At 69.8% G+C, this 20868-nt stretch carries 15 protein-coding genes; 7 read left to right on the plus strand and 8 right to left on the minus strand.

Going from position 1 to position 20868, the window contains the following annotated elements; all coding sequences use genetic code 11:
- The first annotated feature begins 141 nt into the window (after nucleotides 1-141).
- The 4 genes from ACIBKX_RS29045 (at nucleotide 142) to ACIBKX_RS29060 (ending at nucleotide 7084) form a co-directional block, all read left to right on the plus strand.
- Nucleotides 142-4008 (plus strand): endo-alpha-N-acetylgalactosaminidase family protein, encoded by a 3867-nt coding sequence (locus ACIBKX_RS29045; protein ID WP_363273620.1) that lies wholly within the window; start codon nucleotides 142-144, stop codon nucleotides 4006-4008.
- A gap of 182 nt (nucleotides 4009-4190) precedes the next feature.
- On the plus strand, nucleotides 4191-5033 hold the full coding sequence (locus tag ACIBKX_RS29050) for a DUF4097 family beta strand repeat-containing protein (protein WP_363273619.1): 843 nt from the start codon (nucleotides 4191-4193) through the stop codon (nucleotides 5031-5033).
- A 204-nt stretch (nucleotides 5034-5237) separates the two neighbouring features.
- Nucleotides 5238-6830 carry an acyl-CoA carboxylase subunit beta gene (locus ACIBKX_RS29055; protein ID WP_363273618.1) on the plus strand — a complete coding sequence of 531 codons (1593 nt, stop codon included), beginning with the start codon at nucleotides 5238-5240 and terminating at the stop codon, nucleotides 6828-6830.
- A gap of 59 nt (nucleotides 6831-6889) precedes the next feature.
- Entirely contained in the window at nucleotides 6890-7084 is a 195-nt protein-coding gene (locus ACIBKX_RS29060) for an acyl-CoA carboxylase epsilon subunit (RefSeq protein ID WP_363273617.1), read from the plus strand.
- Nucleotides 7085-7162: 78 nt separating this feature from the next.
- On the opposite strand, the gene ACIBKX_RS29065 is transcribed toward ACIBKX_RS29060, so the two are convergent.
- The 8 genes from ACIBKX_RS29065 to ACIBKX_RS29100 all read right to left on the minus strand — a co-directional run bounded on the left by ACIBKX_RS29065 (nucleotide 7163) and on the right by ACIBKX_RS29100 (nucleotide 17623).
- Nucleotides 7163-7747, minus strand: coding sequence for an ATP/GTP-binding protein (locus ACIBKX_RS29065; protein ID WP_030361923.1), 585 nt, complete (start codon nucleotides 7745-7747; stop codon nucleotides 7163-7165).
- Entirely contained in the window at nucleotides 7728-8327 is a 600-nt protein-coding gene (locus tag ACIBKX_RS29070) for a DUF742 domain-containing protein (protein ID WP_363273616.1), read from the minus strand. The genes ACIBKX_RS29065 and ACIBKX_RS29070 overlap by 20 nt, the downstream gene beginning before the upstream one ends.
- 93 nt (nucleotides 8328-8420) lie before the next feature.
- Nucleotides 8421-8834: a roadblock/LC7 domain-containing protein gene (locus tag ACIBKX_RS29075; RefSeq protein WP_135330751.1), complete on the minus strand. Its 414-nt coding sequence runs from the start codon at nucleotides 8832-8834 to the stop codon at nucleotides 8421-8423.
- Between the two features lie 10 nt (nucleotides 8835-8844).
- On the minus strand, nucleotides 8845-12024 hold the full coding sequence (locus ACIBKX_RS29080) for a nitrate- and nitrite sensing domain-containing protein (RefSeq protein ID WP_363273615.1): 3180 nt from the start codon (nucleotides 12022-12024) through the stop codon (nucleotides 8845-8847).
- Nucleotides 12025-12364: 340 nt separating this feature from the next.
- Entirely contained in the window at nucleotides 12365-12949 is a 585-nt protein-coding gene (locus ACIBKX_RS29085) for an ATP/GTP-binding protein (protein WP_363273614.1), read from the minus strand.
- On the minus strand, nucleotides 12930-13334 hold the full coding sequence (locus tag ACIBKX_RS29090; RefSeq protein WP_363273613.1) for a DUF742 domain-containing protein: 405 nt from the start codon (nucleotides 13332-13334) through the stop codon (nucleotides 12930-12932). Before ACIBKX_RS29090 ends, ACIBKX_RS29085 begins: the two co-directional genes overlap by 20 nt.
- A 122-nt stretch (nucleotides 13335-13456) precedes the next feature.
- Nucleotides 13457-13870, minus strand: a complete 414-nt coding sequence (locus ACIBKX_RS29095) for a roadblock/LC7 domain-containing protein (RefSeq protein WP_030787430.1) — start codon at nucleotides 13868-13870, stop codon at nucleotides 13457-13459.
- 9 nt (nucleotides 13871-13879) lie between these two features.
- Nucleotides 13880-17623, minus strand: a complete 3744-nt coding sequence (locus tag ACIBKX_RS29100; protein WP_363273612.1) for a nitrate- and nitrite sensing domain-containing protein — start codon at nucleotides 17621-17623, stop codon at nucleotides 13880-13882.
- Nucleotides 17624-18199: 576 nt separating this feature from the next.
- On the opposite strand from ACIBKX_RS29100, the gene ACIBKX_RS29105 reads away from it, so the two are divergent.
- The 3 genes from ACIBKX_RS29105 to gltX all read left to right on the plus strand — a co-directional run bounded on the left by ACIBKX_RS29105 (nucleotide 18200) and on the right by gltX (nucleotide 20761).
- The gene (locus ACIBKX_RS29105; RefSeq protein ID WP_363273611.1) at nucleotides 18200-18400 is read left to right on the plus strand and encodes a hypothetical protein; all 201 of its coding nucleotides are present in this window, start codon (nucleotides 18200-18202) and stop codon (nucleotides 18398-18400) included.
- A gap of 104 nt (nucleotides 18401-18504) precedes the next feature.
- On the plus strand, nucleotides 18505-19293 hold the full coding sequence (locus ACIBKX_RS29110) for a fumarylacetoacetate hydrolase family protein (protein WP_363273610.1): 789 nt from the start codon (nucleotides 18505-18507) through the stop codon (nucleotides 19291-19293).
- The gene (gltX, locus tag ACIBKX_RS29115; RefSeq protein ID WP_363273609.1) at nucleotides 19286-20761 is read left to right on the plus strand and encodes a glutamate--tRNA ligase; all 1476 of its coding nucleotides are present in this window, start codon (nucleotides 19286-19288) and stop codon (nucleotides 20759-20761) included. Before ACIBKX_RS29110 ends, gltX begins: the two co-directional genes overlap by 8 nt.
- Nucleotides 20762-20868 lie beyond the last annotated feature (107 nt).

Here is a 20868-nt window from a genome sequence, read left to right on the forward strand (position 1 = left end):
ACCGCGATCGACGCTACGCCGGGACTTCAGCCCCCGCCCCTTGGGCTTCTTGGACTTCCGCCAAGCGGTACTTGGACTGCCGGGCTCCACCGGTCCCGACTCCGTTGACCGGGGCGCGGCGGCGCCGATACCCAGGTCCGCATGCCCTCGTCCCGCTCCCGAAGACTCCGCGCGGCCTGCGCCATCGCCGCCGCCTCGTCCGCCGTGTTCGCCCTCGCGGGCCCGGCCACAGCCGACCCGACACCACGGGCCGCGCAGACCGTGATCGCCTCCGGGCAGCTCACCGTCGCCGTCGCCGACGACTTCCCGCGCGTCCTCTCGTACACGGACCGGTCGACCGGAGCCCGCCTCCTCGGCTCCACCCGCCCGGTCACCGAGATCACCCTGAACGGCAAGGCCTACAAGGCCCAGCTCAAGGGCGCGCCGGAGGTCGAAGACGACGCGGCCGCCTACACCCTGACCTTCCCCGACCTGACCGGCGTGGAGATCGACGCCCGCCTCTCCGTGCGCGGCCGCGCCACCACCTTCAAGATCACGGCGGTCCGCGACACCGAGGCCTTCCGCGTCGGCACGATCGACATCCCCGGCCACGACCTGGTCTCCGTGGGCAGCGCGGACGGCGGCGCCGAGACCGCGTTCACCAAGCTGGACCCGGACTCCACACGAACCGCGGACAAGTTCGCCGCGGTCACCGCCGAGACCCCGGCCGATCAGGCGCCCGTCGGTGCGTCGTACGCCATCGTCAACACCTCAGAGCTCGCGGCGGCCGTCGAGTCGAACTCGGCGTACGACAAGCCGAGCGGGGCCACGGGACAGGACGGCGCCCGCTTCTGGCACCGGGCCACCAAGGGCGAGGGCGGCGCGACGCGCGTCGGCGTCTGGTCCGGGCAGTGGGTCAACCGGGGCGCGGGCGCCGCCGAGCCCGCGAAGGGGGACGACCTGCCCTGGGCCAAGGTCGTCGTCACACCGGACGCCAACGGCGACAAGAAGGTCGACTGGCAGGACGGCGCGGTCGCCTACCGCGACACCATCGCCACCAGGCCGAGGGGCAGCGAAGGCACCCCCGACCGGGTCATCACCCACATCCCGTTCAACTTCGGGAGCCAGGCCCAGCACCCCTTCCTGCGCACCCTGGACGACGTGAAGCGGATCTCCCTGGCCACGGACGGCCTCGGTCAGCAGGCACTCCTCAAGGGCTACGCCTCCGAGGGCCACGACTCCGCGCACCCCGACTACGGCGGCAACATCAACCAGCGGGCGGGCGGCCTCAAGGACCTCAACAAGCTGCTCAGGGAGGGCAGGAAGTGGGGCGCCACCTTTGGTGTCCACGTGAACGCCACCGAGGCCTACCCGGAGGCGAAGGCCTTCGACGAGAAGCTCGTCGACAAGACGAAGCCCGGCTGGAACTGGCTCAACCAGAGCTACTACATCGACCAGCGCCGCGACATCAACAGCGGTGACCTGGCCCGCCGCTTCAAGCAGCTCCGCGACGAGACCGACCCGAACCTCTCCTTCGCGTACGTCGACGTCTACTACACCCACGGCTGGATCGCCGAGCAGACCGCGAAGGCCATCAAGGGGCAGGGCTTCAACCTGGCCACCGAGTGGGCGGACAAGTTCGAGCGCGACTCGCTCTGGTCGCACTGGGCCAACGACCTCGACTACGGCCCCAAGACCAACAAGGGCCTCAACTCGCAGATCATCCGCTTCATCCGCAACAGCGAGAAGGACGTCTGGAACTCGGACCCCGTACTCGGCCAAACCGCCGTCGAGGAGTTCGAGGGCTGGAGCGGCGAGAACGACTGGAACGCCTTCTACGCCAACGTCTGGCAGCGCGACCTGCCCGCCAAGTTCCTCCAGCAGGAGCGGATCACGCGCTGGGACGCGAAGAGCGAAGACATCACCTTCACCGGCGGTGTGCGCGGCACGGTCGAGGACGGGAAGCGCACGTTCTACGACGACGGCCGCAAGGTCCTCAGCGACACCGCGTACCTCGTCCCGTGGTCCGGCGGCAAGAAGCTCTACCACTACAACAAGGCGGGTGGGAGGACGAGTTGGGAGGTGCCGCCCGGCAGCTCCTCGTACACGGTCCACAAGCTCACCGACAACGGCCGAGTGAAGACCGGCACGGTCCGCGCCGAGGGCGGCAGGATCACCCTCAAGGCCGAGGCAGGACAGCCGTACGTCCTCTACCCGACGGCCACCACTCCCTCCACGGCCGACCCGGCATGGGGCGAGGGCGGCCCGGTGAAGGACCCGGGCTTCCACGACGCGCGCCTGACCGACTGGTCCAAGACGGGCGCGGCCCACCGGGACACGGACGAGCTGGGCCGCCACAGCGCGGAACTGAGCGGCACAGCGGAGGCGTCAATCGCCCAGCAGCTCAAGGGACTTTCGCCCGGCAAACGCCACACGGCCTCGGCCTGGGTGGAGGTGGAGCCGGGCAAGGAACGCCGTACGACACTCCGGATCGCGGGAAAGTCCCACTCCGTCGACCGCTCGACCCTTGAGAACACCGACTCGGGCAGCCAGTGGCACGGGACCTTCCTGCAACGCGTCAAGGTCAACTTCACGGCACCCGCCGACGGCCGCGCGACGCTGCGGGTGGAGGCGGCAGCGGGGGCGCCGGCCAGGGTACGGATCGCCGACGTACGCGTGCTCGCCAACGCCCCGGCCACACAGCAAGACGCCGTCGTGTACGAGGATTTCGAGGACGTCGACCAGGGCTGGGGCCCCTTCGCGAAGGGCGCCGGCGGAGGCGTGACGGACCCGCGCACGCACCTGGCGCTCCGGCACGCGCCGTACACCCAGTCGGGCTGGAACGGAAAGCGGGTCGACGACGTGCTCGACGGCGCGCGCTCACTGAAGACGCACGAGGGCAACAAGGGCCTCGTCTACCGCACCACACCCGCGACGGTCCCACTGACGAACGGCCGCGCCTACAAAGTCAGTTACGACTACCAGTCGAGCCACGCCGATTCCTTCGAGTGGGTCACCGGGTACGACAGGATCGCCGCCGACGGCAAGCCGGACTCGGTGGAGACGCGCCGCACCGCGATCGGCGAGCAGCGCACCACGGCCCGCTTCGAGCAGACCGTCACGGCCGGCTGCGGGGACACCTGGGTGGGCCTGCGGATGCGGGACGACGCGGCGGACACCGCCGACTTCATCCTCGACAACCTCAAGGTCACGGACCTGGGCCCGGCGAAGGACCGGCCGGCGTGCGCGACGCTGGCCCTGGCTAGCAAGGCGGAGACGCTCGAACCCGGGGAGAAGAACGAGGTCACGGCCACCTTCACCAACTACGAGGCAACGACGGCGATGGACGTCGAGGCAGCCCTCGCCCTCCCCGACGGCTGGACGGCCGAGCCCTCGGGCCCGGTCTCCTTGGACTCGGTGAACCCTGGGGCGAAGGCCACGGCGACCTGGCAGGTGACACCACCCGCGGACGCGAAGTACCAGCCGTACAGGCTGAGTTCGAAGGTGACGTACGCACTGGACGGCGCGTCCAGGGAACTGTCGGCCGACACCTCCGTCCGCACGCTGCCACCGCCGCCCACCACGGACACGTACGCGTCCGACCTGGACTGGACGTTCATGGAGAACGGCTGGGGCCCGGCGGAGAAGGACATGTCGAACGGCGAGACGGCCGCGGGCGACGGGAAGCCGCTGACGATCAACGGCACGGTCTACGAGAAGGGCCTGGGCACGGCGTCACCGGGCACGATCCGCTACTACCTGGGCGGCAAGTGCACGTCCTTCACGGCGAAGGTCGGCCAGGACGACTCGCAGGGAACGCGCGGCAGCGTGCAGTTCACCGTGGCGGCGGACGGAACGGAGAAGGTGAAGTCACCGGTCCTGAAGGCCCCGGACGACGCGTGGTCACTGACGGCGGACGTCACGGGGGCGAAGTACGTGGAGCTGAGGACGGGGGACGGGGGTGACGGCCCGGGCAATGACCACGCGGACTGGGGCGACGCCCGCTTCCAGTGCGGCGCCACGAAATGATGGATGGCGCCAAGAAGTCGCCAACTCCTTTTAGGGGTTCTGACCTGTGAAAAGAGTGAACGAGAGCCCTTCCTGATGCCACCATGGCGCCATCGCCACTTGCGATGGCGCCATGGTGGTGCCACTATGAAGTCACGCACTTCAAGACGGCCTCACGACCGAATCAGGACGGGAAACGAACCATGACTTCCTTCAGCACCCCCACCCCCATCACCGCCATCGTCACCATCGAGTCCGGCGCGCTCCGGATCACCGCGGGCGACGTCACGGAGACCGTCGTCGACGTACGTCCGACCAGCGCGGCCCGCGAGGAGGACGTGCGGGCCGCGGAGCGCACCCAGGTCGAGTTCGCCGACGGTGAGCTGCGGGTCAAGGGGCCCAAGCAGCGCTCTCCGTTCGCCAAGAACGCGTCGGTCGACGTGGAGATCAGACTGCCGGCGGGCTCACGGCTCGACGCGAGTGCCGCCATGGCGAACCTCTCCGCGACGGGGCCGCTGGGGGCGTGCGCGTACAAGACCTCCTGCGGCGACATCCAGGTCGCCGACGCGAGTTCGGCGCGGCTGAGCACGGGCTATGGCGAGGTCGCCGTGGACCGGGTGGAGGGTGCGGCCGAGATCACGACCGGGTCCGGTGACGTGCGGGTCGGCGAGATCGGCGGCGCGGCGACGATCGCGAACTCCAACGGCAGCACCAAGCTCGGCGAGGTCCGCGGCGAGCTGCGGGTGAAGTCCTCCAATGGCGCCATCGCGGTCGGTCTTGCCGGGGCCGATGTCGACGCCAGGACGGCCAACGGGTCGATCCGTCTGGCCGAGGTCGTCCGCGGCACGGTCACCATGGAGTCCGCCGCGGGCGAGCTGGAGGTCGGCGTCCGGGAGGGCACGGCGGCCTGGCTGGACGTACGCTCGCGGGCCGGGGCCCTGCGGCAGTCGCTCGGCTCGACGGCGGGCCCGGACTCGACGGACGAGACGGTCCAGGTGCGCGGTCGCACGGGCCTGGGTGACATCGTGATCCGCAGGGCGGCCTGAGGGTCGGCGCCACCCCCTCCGGCGGGCCGGTGTGAGATGCGTCTCAGGCCCACCTTTGTGGAATCCCTACAGCGCGATGGTCCCCTGAGCAGTCACTTCGGGCTCACTGGAGTGAGGTTCTGTTCGGGGGTGCCAGGAAAACGGGCCGGAGACTGTGCAGAGTCGACGGTCCGTTTCTTTAGGTGCACTTCGTAAGGTCACTACATGACCGTTTTGGACGACACCGCTTCTGCCGAGGGCGAGCCCACCGACGCGCGTGGGCGCGTCGCCGAACTGCACGCGATCCGTGCGGAGGCGGTGCGCGGGCCGAGCGAGAAGGCGACGAAGGCGCAGCACGCCAAGGGCAAGCTGACCGCCCGCGAGCGGATCGAGCTGCTCCTTGACGCCGGTTCGTTCCAGGAGGTCGAGCAGCTGCGCCGGCACCGGGCGACCGGGTTCGGCCTGGAGGCGAAGAAGCCGTACACCGATGGTGTCATCACCGGCTGGGGCACGGTCGAGGGCCGCACGGTCTTCGTGTACGCCCACGACTTCCGCATCTTCGGCGGCGCGCTCGGTGAGGCGCACGCCACGAAGATCCACAAGATCATGGACATGGCCATCGCGGCGGGAGCCCCGCTGGTCTCCCTCAACGACGGCGCGGGTGCCCGTATCCAGGAGGGCGTTTCCGCCCTCGCGGGCTACGGCGGCATCTTCCAGCGCAACACCAAGGCGTCGGGCGTCATCCCGCAGATCAGCGTGATGCTGGGTCCGTGCGCGGGCGGCGCGGCGTACAGCCCGGCGCTCACGGACTTCGTCTTCATGGTCCGCGAGACCTCGCAGATGTTCATCACCGGTCCGGACGTGGTCCGCGCGGTGACGGGCGAGGAGATCACCCAGAACGGCCTGGGCGGCGCGGATGTGCACGCCGAGACGTCGGGCGTCTGCCACTTCGCGTACGACGACGAGGAGACCTGCCTCGCCGAGGTGCGGTACCTCATCGCGATGCTGCCCTCCAACAACCGCGAGAACCCGCCCACGCACGAGTCGGACGACCCGGCGGACCGCCGCAGCGACGTCCTCCTCGACCTGGTCCCGGCGGACGGCAACCGGCCGTACGACATGGCCAAGGTGATCGAGGAGCTCGTCGACGACGGCGACTACCTGGAGATCCACGAGCGCTGGGCGCGCAACATCATCTGCGCGCTGGCCCGCCTGGACGGCAAGGTGGTGGGCATCGTCGCCAACCAGCCGCAGTCGCTGGCGGGTGTCCTGGACATCGAGGCGTCCGAGAAGGCTGCCCGCTTCGTCCAGATGTGCGACGCTTTCAATATCCCGATCGTGACGCTGCTGGACGTGCCGGGCTTCCTGCCGGGCGTCGACCAGGAGCACGGCGGCATCATCCGCCACGGAGCGAAGCTCCTGTACGCCTACTGCAACGCCACGGTGCCGCGGATCTCCCTGATCCTGCGCAAGGCGTACGGAGGTGCGTACATCGTGATGGACAGCCAGTCCATCGGAGCCGACCTCACCTATGCCTGGCCGACCAACGAGATCGCCGTGATGGGCGCCGAAGGCGCCGCCAACGTCATCTTCCGCCGGCAGATCGCGGCCGCCGAGGACCCCGAGGCGATGCGTGCGCGCATGGTCAAGGAGTACAAGGCGGAGCTGATGCACCCGTACTACGCCGCGGAGCGTGGCCTGGTCGACGACGTGATCGACCCGGCGGCGACGCGCGAGGTCCTGATCAGCTCGCTGGCGATGCTCCGGAACAAGCACGCGGACCTGCCGTCACGCAAGCACGGCAACCCTCCGCAGTAGTCACGCAGTCCCGCAGTCCCGCAGTAATCCTGCAGTAGCCCACAAGGAGAACGCTGCAAATGAACACCCCCGACATCCGAGTCGAGAAGGGTCACGCCGAGCCCGAGGAGGTCGCCGCGATCACGGCGCTCCTGCTGGCCCGCGCCGCCGCCACCGCCCAGACCCCGACGACCCGCCGAGGCCGCGACAAGGCCGGCTGGCGCCGCCTGGAGCGCACCCCGGGCTTCCGGGCGCCGCACAGCTGGCAGGGCTAGTCCCCGCCGCCCGAGCAACGGAAAGGGCCCCCAGCTCCTCTTGGAGCTGGGGGCCCTTTCCGTTGCCTGCGGGGCTGACTAGCGCAGCCGCGCCATCAACGCATGCTCCACGAGCGTGATCAGCGCGCTCTTCGCGTCCGCGCGGTGACGGGCGTCGGTGGTGATGATCGGGGTGTCCGGGCCGATCTGGAGCGCCTCGCGCACCTCGTCGGGGGTGTACGGCTGGTGGCCGTCGAAGCCGTTGAGGGCGATCACGAAGGGAAGGCCGGAGTTCTCGAAGTAGTCGACGGCGGGGAAGCAGTCGGCGAGCCTCCTCGTGTCGACCAGGACCACCGCGCCGATGGCGCCGCGGACGAGGTCGTCCCACATGAACCAGAAGCGGTCCTGTCCCGGCGTACCGAAGAGGTACAGGATCAGGTCCTGGTCCAGGGTGATGCGGCCGAAGTCCATCGCGACCGTCGTGGTGGTCTTGTCCCCGGTGTGCGTGAGGTCGTCGATGCCCGCGGACGCGGACGTCATGACGGCCTCGGTGCGCAGCGGGTTGATCTCAGAGACCGCCCCGACGAACGTGGTCTTGCCCACGCCGAAGCCGCCCGCCACCACGATTTTCGCGCTGGTGGTGGAGCGGGCTGTTGCTCCGCCGCTAGAGCTTGCGAAGTCCACTGAGCACCCTTTCGAGCAGTGTCACGTCTGGCTGGCCGCCGGCGGACTCGTCGCCGCCCGGCTGATGGATGGCGACAAGTCCGGCCTCCGCCAGGTCGGCTACGAGGATCCGGGCGACGCCGAGGGGGATGGAGAGCAGGGCCGAGACCTCGGCCACTGACTTGATTTCGCGGCACAGGTTGCAGATGCGCTGATGCTCGGGCAACTGGCCCTGCAACTGGTGCGGTTGTGCGGTGGTGTGCACCAGCGCCTCGATGGCGAGCTGGTAGCGGGGCCGGGTACGGCCGCCCGTCATGGCGTACGGGCGCACCAAGGGGTTGTTCGCGGCCCCCGCGGGCGCCGGTTCAGGGGCGCGTCGCTGTGGTTGCACTGGCTGGATCCTGGGTGAGTGAGGCTGCTCGTACGGGCTCTGGCGGGGGCCCGGCTGCTGCGGCTGGCGGTAGGGCGCGCGGTGCTGACTGGGCGCGGAGGGGAAGTTGTACCGGTTCGGTGCCCCGTCGTGCGGCCCCTGTACCTGGCCGTGACCAGGCGACCAGTTGGCCGATGACGATCCGTCCGGGGGTGTTCCTGAGCCTGCCACGTACTCCTCCTCCGACTGTGCCGGGCACCATCATTCTGGAGCCGCGTCCCGAAACCTTACGGCCACGGGACGCGTAAACGCACCGTCCGTCTATTAGTTGAGAAGGCTCCCCTGCAGCTCCGCACGCAGGTCGGGCGTGAGTACGGTGCCGGCGCGGTCGACAAGAAGCGCCATCTCGTACCCAATGAGACCGATGTCCGCATCCGGGTGGGCCAGTACGGCCAGCGAGGAGCCGTCGGAGATGGACATAAGGAAGAGAAATCCTCGCTCCATCTCCACAACGGTCTGGGTCACGGAACCGCCCTCGAAGATCCGGGAGGCCCCGGCGGTGAGGGAGGTCAGACCGGATGCGACGGCCGCGAGCTGGTCGGCCCGGTCGCGGGGGAAGCCTTCGGACATCGCCAGAAGGAGTCCGTCGGCGGAGACCACCACGGTGTGGGACACCCCGGGGGTGTTGTCCACGAAGTTGGTGATCAACCAGTTCAGGTTCTGCGCCGCCTGGCTCATCGGGCTCACACTAACGCTCCTGGTTGTAGGTGCTGTCAGGACCGAGGCCCTGGCCATTCGTGTCACTACCTGCGCTGCGTCCCCGCTGGACGCCCCGGCGCAGGTTGCTCAGCCTGCCCCGTACGTCCTCGGGGTCGCGGGAGACCTGGGGGCCGCCCTGTGGGGTCTGTTCCGCCGTTCCCTCGACCAGATTGGCCTTGGGTACCCGCTTCGGGAGACCGGACGGGGTGACCCCACCCGCCTTGGGCTCCTTCAGCTGCTCGGCGCGCTGCCAGCGGTCGTCGTTGGACGAACGCCAGCCGCCGTCGTTGTTGCCGAACACGTCCTCGGCCGGGGCCGGTGCCGGAGTGCCGCCGTTGCCGTTCGCAGGGGCGGAACCGCGGCGCGGGAGACCCGCGGCCGTCGTGTCGTGCACTGCGGACGGTGCCGGTCCGGGACGGTCGAAGCCTACGCGCTCGCCGCCGTTCAGGGGAGCCGCCGGAGCAGATTCCGCTTCCGGGGCGTACTCGCCCTGATACGCGCCCGTGTCGGCGTCGTTCGCGCCGCGCGTGGGCCAGTCGTCCTGGTGAGAGCGGTCCGGGTACGCGGTGAACGGCTCGGATACGGCACCCGTACGAGCGGCGTGGCCGTTCTGACCCGCCTCCGTATAGGCGGCGTCCTGGTAACCGTTCTGCTCGGGGTAGTACGGCTCTTCGTACGACTGCTGTACGGCCGGCTGGCCCTGACCGTACTCGTCGTACGCCGGGGACTGTTGGTCGTAACCGGGCTGCTCGTAGCCGCCCTGCTGGTCGAAGCCCTGCTGCGGCTCGATCTCGTCGCGGAAGAGCGGCCGGGCGTCGCCGTTCTGGGCTTGCGCCTCCAGGGCGGCACGCCGCTCCTCGCGCATCAGCGAGCGGCCCACCGGGTCGAGCTCATGGGCGTCGCCGTTGTCGCCGCCGTAGCGGCTGTCGTCGAAGCCCAGCTCCGCCGCCGTGCGCATCGGCTGGTGGTTGAAGGCCGCCTGCTCCGGGGCCTGCTGCTCCGGCATGATCGAGGAGACCGTGAACTCGGACTCCGGCAGCTGGTGTTCGCCACCGCCACCGTGCGTGATCCCGTCCGGGAGCATGACCAGCGAGGTCGTGCCGGCCTGCTCGCCCGAGGGGCGCAGCTGGACCCGGATGCCGTGCCGGTCGGAGAGCCGGCCGACCACGAAGAGGCCCATGCGCTGCGAGATCGCGGCGTCCACGGTCGGCGGGTTCGCCAGCTTGTGGTTGATGTCCGCGAAGTCCTCGGCGGTGAGGCCGATGCCCTTGTCGTGGATCTCGACCATGACGCGGCCGTCGGGCAGACGGGTCGCGGTGACGCGGACCTTGGTCTGCGGCGAGGAGAACGTGGTGGCGTTCTCCAGGAGCTCGGCGAGCAGGTGCACGAGGTCGGTCACGGCCAGGCCGTGGATCTCGGCCTCCGGTACGCCGGACAGCTCGATGCGCTCGTACTGCTCCACCTCGGAGGAGGCGGCGCGCAGGACGTCGACCAGCGGGACCGGCTGGTCCCAGCGGCGGCCCGGCTCCTCGCCGGAGAGGACCAGGAGGTTCTCGCCGTTGCGGCGCATACGGGTCGCCAGGTGGTCCAGGCGGAAGAGGCTCTCCAGCTGGTCCGGGTCGGCCTCGTTGTTCTCCAGGTCGGTGATGAGGGTCAGCTGGCCCTCGATCAGCGACTGGTTGCGGCGCGAGAGGTTGGTGAAGATCGCGTTGATGTTGCCCCGCAGCAGCGCCTGCTCGGCGGCGAGCCGGACGGCCTCGCGGTGCACCTGGTCGAAGGCGCGGGCGACCTCGCCGATCTCGTCCGTGGTGGAGATCGGGATGGGCTGTACGCGGGTGTCGACGCGGCCCGGGTCGGTGCGCGAGAGCTGGTCGACCAGCATCGGCAGGCGCTGCTCGGCGATGCCGAAGGCGGCAGTGCGCAGCTGGCGCATCGCCTTGGACATCTGGCGGGCCATCATCCCGGCCAGGATGAAGGCGGCGAGCAGCGCGACGACCACGATGGCGCCGGTGATGTACGCGTTGCGCTGGGCGTTGTCGGCGATGTCCGACGCCTCGGTCACGGCCTTGTCGGCGAGGTCGGACTCGATGGTGCGGTACGCGTCGAACTTGGCGGTGGTGGTGGCCCACCAGGACTCGGCGGTGATGCCCTTGGCGGCCAGCGCGACCCGCGCGCTGGGCTGCGTGCTCGGCATGCCCGCGATGCCCGCGACCATCTTCTCGGGCGACGGCGGCGGGACGAACGTCTCGCCCTTGGCCTTGGCGGCGGCCGCGGCCTGCTTGGCCTGCTTCTCGCCCTGGGCCTGCAGCTTCTTCGAGGCGGCCTCGAGCTTGGCGAGGTCCTCGGGGGTGCCGCCGCCCTTGTACTCCTCGATGGCGATGCCCTCGAGGTAGGCGTACGAGGCGAGCGAGGTGCGCTGCGTGGCGAAGGAGGAGGCGGTGGGGCCCGGCTTGACCAGCAGGTGCGTACCGATGGACCGCTCGAGCGAGAGCGCGGCCTTGGTCAGCGAGATGGCGTAGACGGTACGGCCGTAGCTGGTGATGTTTCCGGTGCCGAGGCCCAGCTCGTTGGCGAACTCCATCAGCGGGTGCTGGATGGCGACGTAACCCTCTTCGGTCTTCGAACCGGAGAGCTTGGAGGTGTACGCGGCCTGGCGCAGCGCCTGGAGGCCCGGCTCCACCTTGTGGAAGCCGTCAAGACGGCGCTTGAGGCCTTCCTTCTGGGGCATGTTCTCGGCGGCGGCGTCGAACTCGGCCTTGGCGGCGTCGGTGGCCTTGCGGGCCTTCACGACGGCGGGGTCGTTCTTCTTGCCGCGCAGCAGCGGAGCGGCGGAGATGTCGCGCTCTTCGATGAGGCGGTTGCCGTAGTTCAGCGACGCGCGCACCAGCACGGCGGTGTTCTCGGCGTCCTGGGCCTCGCTCCAGGTGTCGATGGAGGCCTTCACCTGGAAGCCGCCCATGACGAGTCCGACGAGCACGGGTATGAGGAGGATCGCGTTCAGGCGAGTCGGCACGCGCCAGTTGCGCGGGGACATTCTGCCGCCGGAGGGGGCAGGCGGCTCCAGGCCCTGCACATCTGTGGGGGACGCCGCTGCGCGCGGCGGCGGGGTGAAGTTGCCCCGCGTGTCCCGCGTCTGCGGCGGTGCGGGGCTCGTCTTGCTTCGCCTCACTCGACCAACAACCTCTCGGCGGCGGGGCCCGCATCGGCCCCGCTGTCGTCTCCAAGGCCCGTGCTACTGGGCAGTTCAGCGCATTCCAGCACGTCAGGCGGGACTCTTCCAAACACTGGGAAGCGGAAGTTCCGAGTGGTGTAAGCCTCAGATAAAACGGTCAAAAAGAGCGAGCCCCGCCAAAAGGCGGGGCTCTTGTGAGCGCAGCGACACCGGATGACCGCGACGCGTGGTGGCGCCCGGCGAATTCTCTGTCGAAACGTTATGAACAGAGCAGCCGGCCGTGTCAAAGGCCACAGACCGCTCTGTTGAATCTACGGCAACTGCCGTACTCCCTCGTCTACTTGAGTCGTGCCATAAGTGCGTGCTCGACCAGGGTGATCAGGCCACTCTTTGCGTCCGCACGGTGTCGTGCGTCCGTCGTGATGATCGGCGTACCGGGCCCGATCTGCAGTGCTTCGCGCACCTCGTCGGGGGTGTACGGCTGGTGGCCGTCGAAGCCGTTGAGGGCGATCACGAACGGCAGGCCGCTGTTCTCGAAGTAGTCGACGGCCGGGAAGCAGTCGGCGAGCCGGCGGGTGTCCACGAGCACCACCGCGCCGATGGCGCCGCGCACGAGGTCGTCCCACATGAACCAGAAGCGGTCCTGTCCCGGCGTACCGAAGAGGTACAGGATCAGGTCCTGGTCCAGGGTGATGCGGCCGAAGTCCATGGCCACCGTGGTGGTGGTCTTGTCCCCGGTGTGCGTGAGGTCGTCGATGCCCGCCGAAGCCGACGTCATGACGGCCTCGGTGCGCAGCGGGTTGATCTCGGAGACAGCCCCGACGAACGTGGTCTTGCCCACGCCGAAGCCGCCCGCCACCACGATCTTCGCGGAAGTGGTGGAGCGGGCTGTTGCTCCGCCGCTAGAGCTTGCGAAGTCCACTGAGCACCCTTTCGAGCAGTGTCACGTCTGGCTGGCCACCGGCGTTCTCGTCGCCGCCGGGCTGATGGATGGCGACGAGCCCGGCCTCGGCCAGGTCGGCCACGAGGATCCGGGCCACGCCGAGCGGCATGGAGAGCAGAGCCGACACCTCGGCCACCGACTTGACCTCGCGGCACAGGTGGCAGATCCGCTGGTGCTCGGGGAGCAGCCCCATCAGCTGGGCCGGGTCGGCCGTCGTGCTCACCAGCGCCTCTATCGCGAGCTGGTAGCGGGGCCTGGTCCGGCCGCCGGTCATCGCGTAAGGACGCACCAGCGGCTGGTCGCCTTCCAGGCCGTACGAGGCTTGTGAGCCGTACGGGTCGTGAGAGGCGTTGGGCGGGGTCATGGATCCTCCGGGCGGGACAGCAGGTGGTCTGCGTGCCGTCGAATAGAGCCGGTGGGGGGCACCAGTGGCGGCCGGACGGTTGGTCAGTACGTTCGGTCGGTGGGGCGGCCGATGGAAGAGCGCTAGTGGAGCAGGCTGCCCTGCAATTCGGCGCGCAGGTCGGGCGTGAGGACAGCGCCCGCACGGTCGACCAGGAGCGCCATCTCGTAGCCGACGAGGCCGATGTCGCACTCGGGGTGCGCGAGCACCGCCAGCGAGGAGCCGTCGGAGACCGACATGATGAAGAGGAAGCCGCGCTCCATCTCCACCACGGTCTGGGTGACGGTGCCGCCCTCGAAGATCCGGGAGGCACCGGCGGTCAGGGAGGTGAGCCCCGAGGCGACCGCGGCGAGCTGGTCGGCGCGGTCCCGCGGGAAGCCTTCGGACATCGCCAGAAGGAGGCCGTCGGCGGAGACCACGACCGTGTGGGACACCCCGGGGGTGTTGTCCACGAAGTTGGTGATCAACCAGTTCAGATTCTGTGCCGCCTGGCTCATCGGACTCAACTAACGCTCCTGCTGGTGAGTGGGGAAGCTGCCGGTCTGGCCGGAACCGGCCTGGCGACCCTGCTGGATGCCCCGACGGAGATTGGTCAGCCGGCCGCGTACGTCGTCGGGCGCACGCGAGACCTGCGGACCTGTGCTGTCCTGCTGCTGCTGTGCGGTGCCCGCGACGAGGTTGGCCCTCGGGACGCGGCGCGGCAGACCGGACGTGGTGACGCCACCGGCGGACGGCTGCCGGACGCGCTCGGCCTGGCGGCCGAGTTCGTCGTTCGGCGAGGTGCGCCAGGCGGCGCTGCTGCCGTTGGTGACGTTGCTGGTGTTGCCGGCGTTGCCACCGGCGCTGCTGCCGCCACCGCCGGGCGCGTTGCCCGCGGGTGCGGCGGCCGGGCGTGGGGGACCGGCCGGGGACTGCGACTGCTGGGGCTGCGGACGCTGGGGGCGCCGCGGCTGCTCGGGTGCGGCGGGCTCGGCGGCGCGGGGGCCACCGGACTGCGGGGCGCCGCCGGACCGCTGGGCCTGCTGCTCCTGCTGCTGCTGGAACCAGTTGGTCTCCAGCGTGTCGAACAGCGGGGTACGGCCGTCGCCGGGCCCGGCCGGCGGCAGCTCGTCGGGCTGCTGCGAACGGGCGGGCAGCTGGGGCTGCTGCGGCTGCGGCTGCGGCTGGGCCGGGGCCTGCGGCTGCTGAGGTCGCTGGGCCGGGTTCTGCGGCTGCTGCGGCTGCTGCGGCACACCAGGACCGCCGGGGCCGCCGGGCGTCGCGCCGTTGAAGCCGGGCGCGCTCGTGCCGGGACGCTGGAACTGCCCCGTGCCGGAGCCGTCCTGGCCGCCGAACACGTCGGAGCGCACGAACTGACCGGTGTCCTGCTGGCCCTGCTGACCCGCGCCCTGCGGCGAACTCGCGCCGGGCGGCGGCCCGTTGAAGTCGGGACGCGCGAACTCGGCGGTCGAGCCGGGGCCCGCCGACGGCTGCGCGAACTGGCCGGTGGTCTCCGGCTCCTCGTGGCCGCGCGGGGCGTCGAACGGCTCGCGCGAGACCTGCGGCTGGGCGTTCTCGTCGCTCCAACTGGGCGTGCGGGGCTGCGGGTTGCCACCCGGCAGCTCGGCACGCGGGCCGCCCCCAAGCTCTCGGCTTCGCTCGACCAGGGGGGACCCCCCTCGCGGCGGCAGCTGCGGACGACGCGACTGGTCACCGGAGTCGCCGGAGTTGCCCGGGGTGTTCCCCGCCGGCGGAACCGCGTTCGTACGCTGCTGGGGTACGGGAGGCTGCGGCGCGGAACCCGCGCCACGGCCGGCGTCGGGACGGCCCCCGAAGAGGCTGCCACCGGCACCCGCGCCCGTCGGTCCCACCGGCGCCGACGGCGATCCGGCACGCGGCGGCTGGCCGGGACCGGAGTCCCGCGACGGCAGCGCGGCCCGCGGCCCCGCTCCCGCGACCTGGCCACGCGGCGCACCGGCACCGAGCCGTCCGGCAGCACCGGAACCGGCACCCGCGGCACCGGGCCCACCGCTCCCCGGACCGACACCGCGACGCGCGGCGGCGGCCCCGGCGGCGGCCTGCGCGGCGGCCGGGCCACCGCCCTGGCCGGGGGCGCCGGGCTTGCCGGGAGCCTTCTTGCCGCCCTGGGCGACGTCGACGGGCAGCATGACCAGCGCGGTCGTACCACCGGAGTCGGACGGGCGGAGCTGGATGCGGATGCCGTGGCGCTGCGACAGACGACCGACCACGAACAGACCCATGCGGCGCGAGACCGAGACGTCCACGGTGGGCGGCGACGCGAGCCGCTCGTTGATCGCCGCGAGGTCCTCGGGGGAGAGGCCGATGCCGGTGTCGTGGATCTCGATCAGCACACGGCCGTCGGGCAGCGCGTGACCGGTGACCTTGACCTTGGTCTGCGGCGAGGAGAACGAGGTGGCGTTCTCGAGCAGCTCGGCGAGCAGGTGCACGAGGTCGTTGACGACGCGTCCGGCGACCTCGGTGGCGGGCACCGCGGCCAGCTCGATGCGCTCGTACTGCTCCACCTCGGAGGCGGCGGCACGGAGCACGTCGACGAGCGGCACGGGCCGGGTCCACCGGCGGCCGGGCTCTTCACCGGCGAGAACGAGGAGGTTCTCGCCGTTACGGCGCATGCGGGTCGCGAGGTGGTCGAGCTTGAAGAGCGAGGACAGCTGGTCCGGGTCGGCCTCACGCGACTCCAGCTCGGAGATGAGCGAGAGCTGGCGCTGGATAAGACCCTGCGAGCGGCGCGAGAGGTTGGTGAACATCGCGTTGACGTTGCCTCGCAGCAACGCCTGCTCGGCGGCGAGTCGTACGGCCTCGCGGTGCACGTCGTCGAAGGCCGCGGCCACCTGGCCGATCTCGTCCCGGGAGTGCACACCGACGGACTCGACGGAGGTGTCGACGTCCTGCGGGTCCGACTCCGAGAGCTGCTTGACCAGCTCGGGCAGGCGGTCCTGGGCGACCTTGGTCGCGGTGTCCTGGAGCCGGCGCAGCGAGCGGATCATGGACCGGGCGACGACGAACGCGCCGACCAGCGAGACACCGAGGACGAGCAGGATCAGCGCACCGTTGAGGATGGCGGCCTGCTCGGACTCGTTGCGCAGCTCGCGGGCCTTCTGCTCCATCTCGTTGAGCAGCGTGAGCTCGATCTTGGACATCGCGTCGATCTTGGTGGTGTCGGCGTCGACCCAGTCCTTGTACGACCGCTTGTCCTGGAGCTTGATGCCGCCTTCCTGCTCCAGCACGCGCTTGGCATAGGAGTCGGCACCCTTGATCGAGGCATTGCCGCCGTCGATCGGCTTGGTGAGCTCGTCGGCGTTTCCGGCGTAGATGCCCTTGAAGGCCTGAAGCTCGGAGTTCTCCTTGTCGAGCGCGGAGAAGCCGTAGCGCCGGTCGGTCTCGGAGATCTTGCCGAACTCGGAGTCGCCGGCCGGGAGCGAGGCGGCGATGACGGCGCGCTGTACTGACGCGTACTCCTTGGCGGAGGAGAAGGCCGCCAGGGCGCGGGTGCGCTGGATCATGTCCGGGTTGCTGGTCGCCTGCGCCATGTCCGAGGACAGGGCGAGCAGCTGCTCGATGAGCTGGCTGTAGGCGTCGACCGTCTGCGACGTGGAGGTGGGGTCGCTGTAGGCGTTCTTGCGTACGTCGTTGATCTTCTGCAGCTGCTGCGTGATCTCGACGGTGTTCTGCCGGACGCCGAGCAGACCCTTGTCGCCCTCGGTGTCGTCGAGGTCCTGGGTGCCCTGGAGGAAGCGGTTGTAGGCGCGGTCGGTCTTCTGCCGGGCGCCCTTGACCACGTAGTCGGAGGCCTTCGCGCCGTGCGCGAGGGGGCCCGCCGAGCGGTCGCGCTCCTCCTGGAGCGCGGAGGCCAGCTCGGTGGCCTGCTTGGTCATGTCGGTCAGCAGCTTCATGTTGTCGAGCTGCTGGATCTCGTCCATCGACTCGTTGATACGAAGCGCGCCGAGGGAGGTCGCGGTGATCACGGGGAGCGCGAGCAGCGACACCAGGCGGGTGGAGATGCGCCAGTTGCGCAGGGCTATTCGCGAGCCGGGGCCGGTGGGCGACTTGCCGCCCGACGGGCCGCTCGCCTTCGGGGCTGCCTGGGGCAGGCTGCCGCCGCCCTGGCCGCCGTCACCGGACGGCACCGGTCCGGGGTTCTGGGCGTGCTGGGCCGAGGAGCCGCGGTCGGTCCCGCCGCGCTCCGGCTCGGCCGCAGCGCTGCTGCCATCCCTCTTGAAACGTCCCTGCACTAGCGTCGCAACCTCTGGACCAGGCGTCCTCCCGCACAGGCGGACGGACGGTGTCGGCGTCGTGGGGCACTGAGCGCGCCCCATGGTGGTCGTGAGTGACCGGCGCTGCTCCCCCTTCCCGCCGCCACTCGGCGCTGCGTTGCGCCCCTGCGCGCCGGTTCGATCCCGCGGCGGTCCCGGGAATTCCAGCACAGTGCAGGATCTCCAACAAGGCCCGTGTGCCGTGCCGCCACCACCGTGACACGGCGTGAGTGCCGCGTCACGAGACGTAGAAAGTGATCTGGTCCAAAACGGGCGTTCGGTAACAGAGCGCCTACGGGTGGGGGGTGTCCCAGTCTTCATGATCGGGAGCGGAATGGTGGCTTCAGTGGCGCAATGTCCGATTCCAACAAGGCCTTCACGAGCCTGAATTGACCCTTTTGCCCGCTCGCTCGTGAGCAAACTCACATCAAGATCATGGCCTCAAAAGGACTTTGGCCGGGAATTGGATGTTTAGCCTGACGCTTTACAGGGATGGCGAATCCGACAACCCGCGTCCACTCCGCGACGCCCCAACTGACAAGGCTTGAACAACAGATGAAGACTGTGAAGTCGGCGATGTTCCGCAACATAGCCAACCCGCGTCGCACCACCCTGGCCCACCTCGCGGACGCGACCGGGGTCCAGGCCGCTCCCGAGCAGCCGGAGCACGCGCTGGAGCTCCCGACCCAGACGGCGAACCCGAAGCGCACGGTCCTGATGGACGCGCCGGAGCAGCAGGTGCCTGTCGCGGGCTGACGCAGGTGCCTGTCGCGGGTTGATAAGAGAGGTCGGCCCCTCCCTGCCGAGTTAGCCTGGAGCGTCAGACTCCACCCGATATTCAGCAAGGGGCCAAGGCTCACGTGCGCATCGCCAGGTTCTCCATCGACGGCAACGTCGCCTTCGGCGCGGTCGAGGGTGACAAGCCGGACGAGCTTGTCGTCGACATCATCAAGGGCAGCCCGTACGTCGCCGAGTTCGAGCTCAGCGGTGTGAAGGTCCCGCTCAGCAAGGTCCGGCTGCTGCCTCCCGTCATCGGTCACAAGATCGTGGCGTTCGGCCGCAACTACGGAGAGCACGCGAAGGAGCTGGGCCACGACGTCCCGGACGTCCCGTTCGCCTTCTTCAAGCCCGCGACCTCCATGATCGGCTCCGGCGACGCCATCGCGTATCCGCCCTTCTCCGAGGAGCTGCACCACGAGGCCGAGCTGGCCGTGGTCATCGGCCGCATGTGCCGCGAGGTCCCGCGCGAGCGCGTCAAGGACGTCATCTTCGGCTACACCTGCGCCAACGACGTCACGGCCCGCGACGTCCAGCGCCGCGAGAAGCAGTGGGCCCGCGCCAAGGGCTTCGACAGCGCCTGCCCGCTCGGCCCCTGGGTGGAGACCGGCATCGACCTGGCCGCCGCGAACGACCTCACCATCCAGTGCACGGTCAACGGCGAGCAGCGCCAGCTGGGCCGCACCAGCGAGATGATCCACTCCATCGAGGATCTGATCGTGAACATCACCGAGGCCATGACGCTGCTCCCGGGCGACGTCATCCTCACGGGCACCCCGGCAGGGGTGGGCCCGCTCAACGTCGGCGACGAGGTCGCCGTCACCATCGAAGGCATCGGCACTCTCACCAACAAGGTGATCAAGCGTGGCTAACGCGAACGTCCGCGTACGTTTCTGTCCCTCGCCGACCGGCAACCCCCACGTGGGCCTGGTCCGCACCGCCCTCTTCAACTGGGCGTTCGCCCGGCACAACGAGGGCACTCTGGTCTTCCGCATCGAGGACACCGACGCGGCTCGCGACTCCGAGGAGTCGTACGAGCAGCTGCTCGACTCGATGCGCTGGCTGGGCTTCGACTGGGACGAGGGCCCCGAGGTCGGCGGCCCGCACGCGCCGTACCGCCAGTCGCAGCGCATGGACATCTACCAGGACGTGGCGCAGAAGCTGCGTGACGGCGGCTACGCCTACCCCTGCTACTGCACCACCGAAGAGCTGGACACCCGCCGCGAGGCCGCCCGCGCCGCCGGCAAGCCGTCCGGCTACGACGGCCACTGCCGCGACCTCACCGCCGAGCAGATCGCGGCGTACGAGGCGGAGGGCCGCAAGCACATCATCCGCTTCCGGATGCCCGACGAGGCCACGACCTTCACGGACCTGGTCCGCGGCGAGATCACCGTCCAGGCGGAGAACGTCACGGACTACGGAATCGTCCGCGCGAACGGTGCCCCGCTGTACACGCTGGTCAACCCGGTCGACGACGCGCTGATGGAGATCACCCACGTCCTGCGCGGCGAGGACCTGCTCTCCTCCACGCCCCGCCAGATCGCCCTCTACAAGGCGCTGATCGAGCTCGGCATCGCCAAGGGCATCCCCGAGTTCGGCCACCTCCCGTACGTGATGGGCGAGGGCAACAAGAAGCTGAGCAAGCGCGACCCCCAGGCGTCGCTCAACCTCTACCGGGAGCGCGGTTTCCTCCCGGAGGGCCTGCTCAACTACCTGTCCCTCCTGGGCTGGTCGTTCTCCGCGGACCAGGACGTCTTCTCGATCTCCGACATGGTCGCCAAGTTCGACCTCGCGGACGTGAACGCCAACCCGGCCCGCTTCGACCTGAAGAAGGCCGAGGCGATCAACGCCGACCACATCCGCATGCTGGACGTGAAGGCGTTCGCCGAGGCCTGCGAGCCGTGGCTGAAGGCCCCGCACGCCAACTGGGCCCCCGAGGACTTCGACGAGGCGGCCTGGGCGGCCATCGCGCCGCACGCGCAGACCCGCCTCAAGGTCCTCTCCGAGATCACCGACAACGTCGACTTCCTCTTCCTCCCGGAGCCGGTCTTCGACGAGCCGTCCTGGACGAAGGCCATGAAGGAAGGCTCCGACGCCCTCCTGCGCACGGCCCGCGCCAAGCTGGAGGCGGCCGACTGGACGTCCCCGGAGTCCCTCAAGGAGGCCGTCCTGGCCGCCGGCGAGGAGCACGGCCTGAAGCTCGGCAAGGCCCAGGCCCCGGTCCGCGTGGCGGTGACCGGCCGCACGATCGGCCTCCCCCTCTTCGAGTCCCTGGAGATCCTGGGCAAGGAGAAGTCGCTGTCCCGCATCGACGCGGCCCTGGCGAAGCTCACCGCCTGATCCGTACGCACCACGAAGGGCCCGGAAGCCACCACGGCTCCCGGGCCCTTCGCGTACGTTCGGAACATGCCGATCAAAGCCGTGGTCTGGGACATCGACACTGCATT

It is taken from the genome of Streptomyces sp. NPDC050658, from assembly GCF_044457025.1.
Lineage (GTDB): Bacteria > Actinomycetota > Actinomycetes > Streptomycetales > Streptomycetaceae > Streptomyces.

What these genes read in the sequence shown, in the direction of transcription:
- ACIBKX_RS29090 (WP_363273613.1), bottom strand. Translation starts at nt 13,334, where the DNA reads ATGACCCCGCCCAACGCCTCTCACGACCCGTACGGCTCACAAGCCTCG.
- ACIBKX_RS29075 (WP_135330751.1), bottom strand. Translation starts at nt 8,834, where the DNA reads ATGAGCCAGGCGGCGCAGAACCTGAACTGGTTGATCACCAACTTCGTG.
- ACIBKX_RS29055 (WP_363273618.1), top strand. Translation starts at nt 5,238, where the DNA reads ATGACCGTTTTGGACGACACCGCTTCTGCCGAGGGCGAGCCCACCGAC.
- ACIBKX_RS29050 (WP_363273619.1), top strand. Translation starts at nt 4,191, where the DNA reads ATGACTTCCTTCAGCACCCCCACCCCCATCACCGCCATCGTCACCATC.
- ACIBKX_RS29045 (WP_363273620.1), top strand. Translation starts at nt 142, where the DNA reads ATGCCCTCGTCCCGCTCCCGAAGACTCCGCGCGGCCTGCGCCATCGCC.
- ACIBKX_RS29095 (WP_030787430.1), bottom strand. Translation starts at nt 13,870, where the DNA reads ATGAGCCAGGCGGCACAGAATCTGAACTGGTTGATCACCAACTTCGTG.
- ACIBKX_RS29105 (WP_363273611.1), top strand. Translation starts at nt 18,200, where the DNA reads ATGAAGACTGTGAAGTCGGCGATGTTCCGCAACATAGCCAACCCGCGT.
- ACIBKX_RS29060 (WP_363273617.1), top strand. Translation starts at nt 6,890, where the DNA reads ATGAACACCCCCGACATCCGAGTCGAGAAGGGTCACGCCGAGCCCGAG.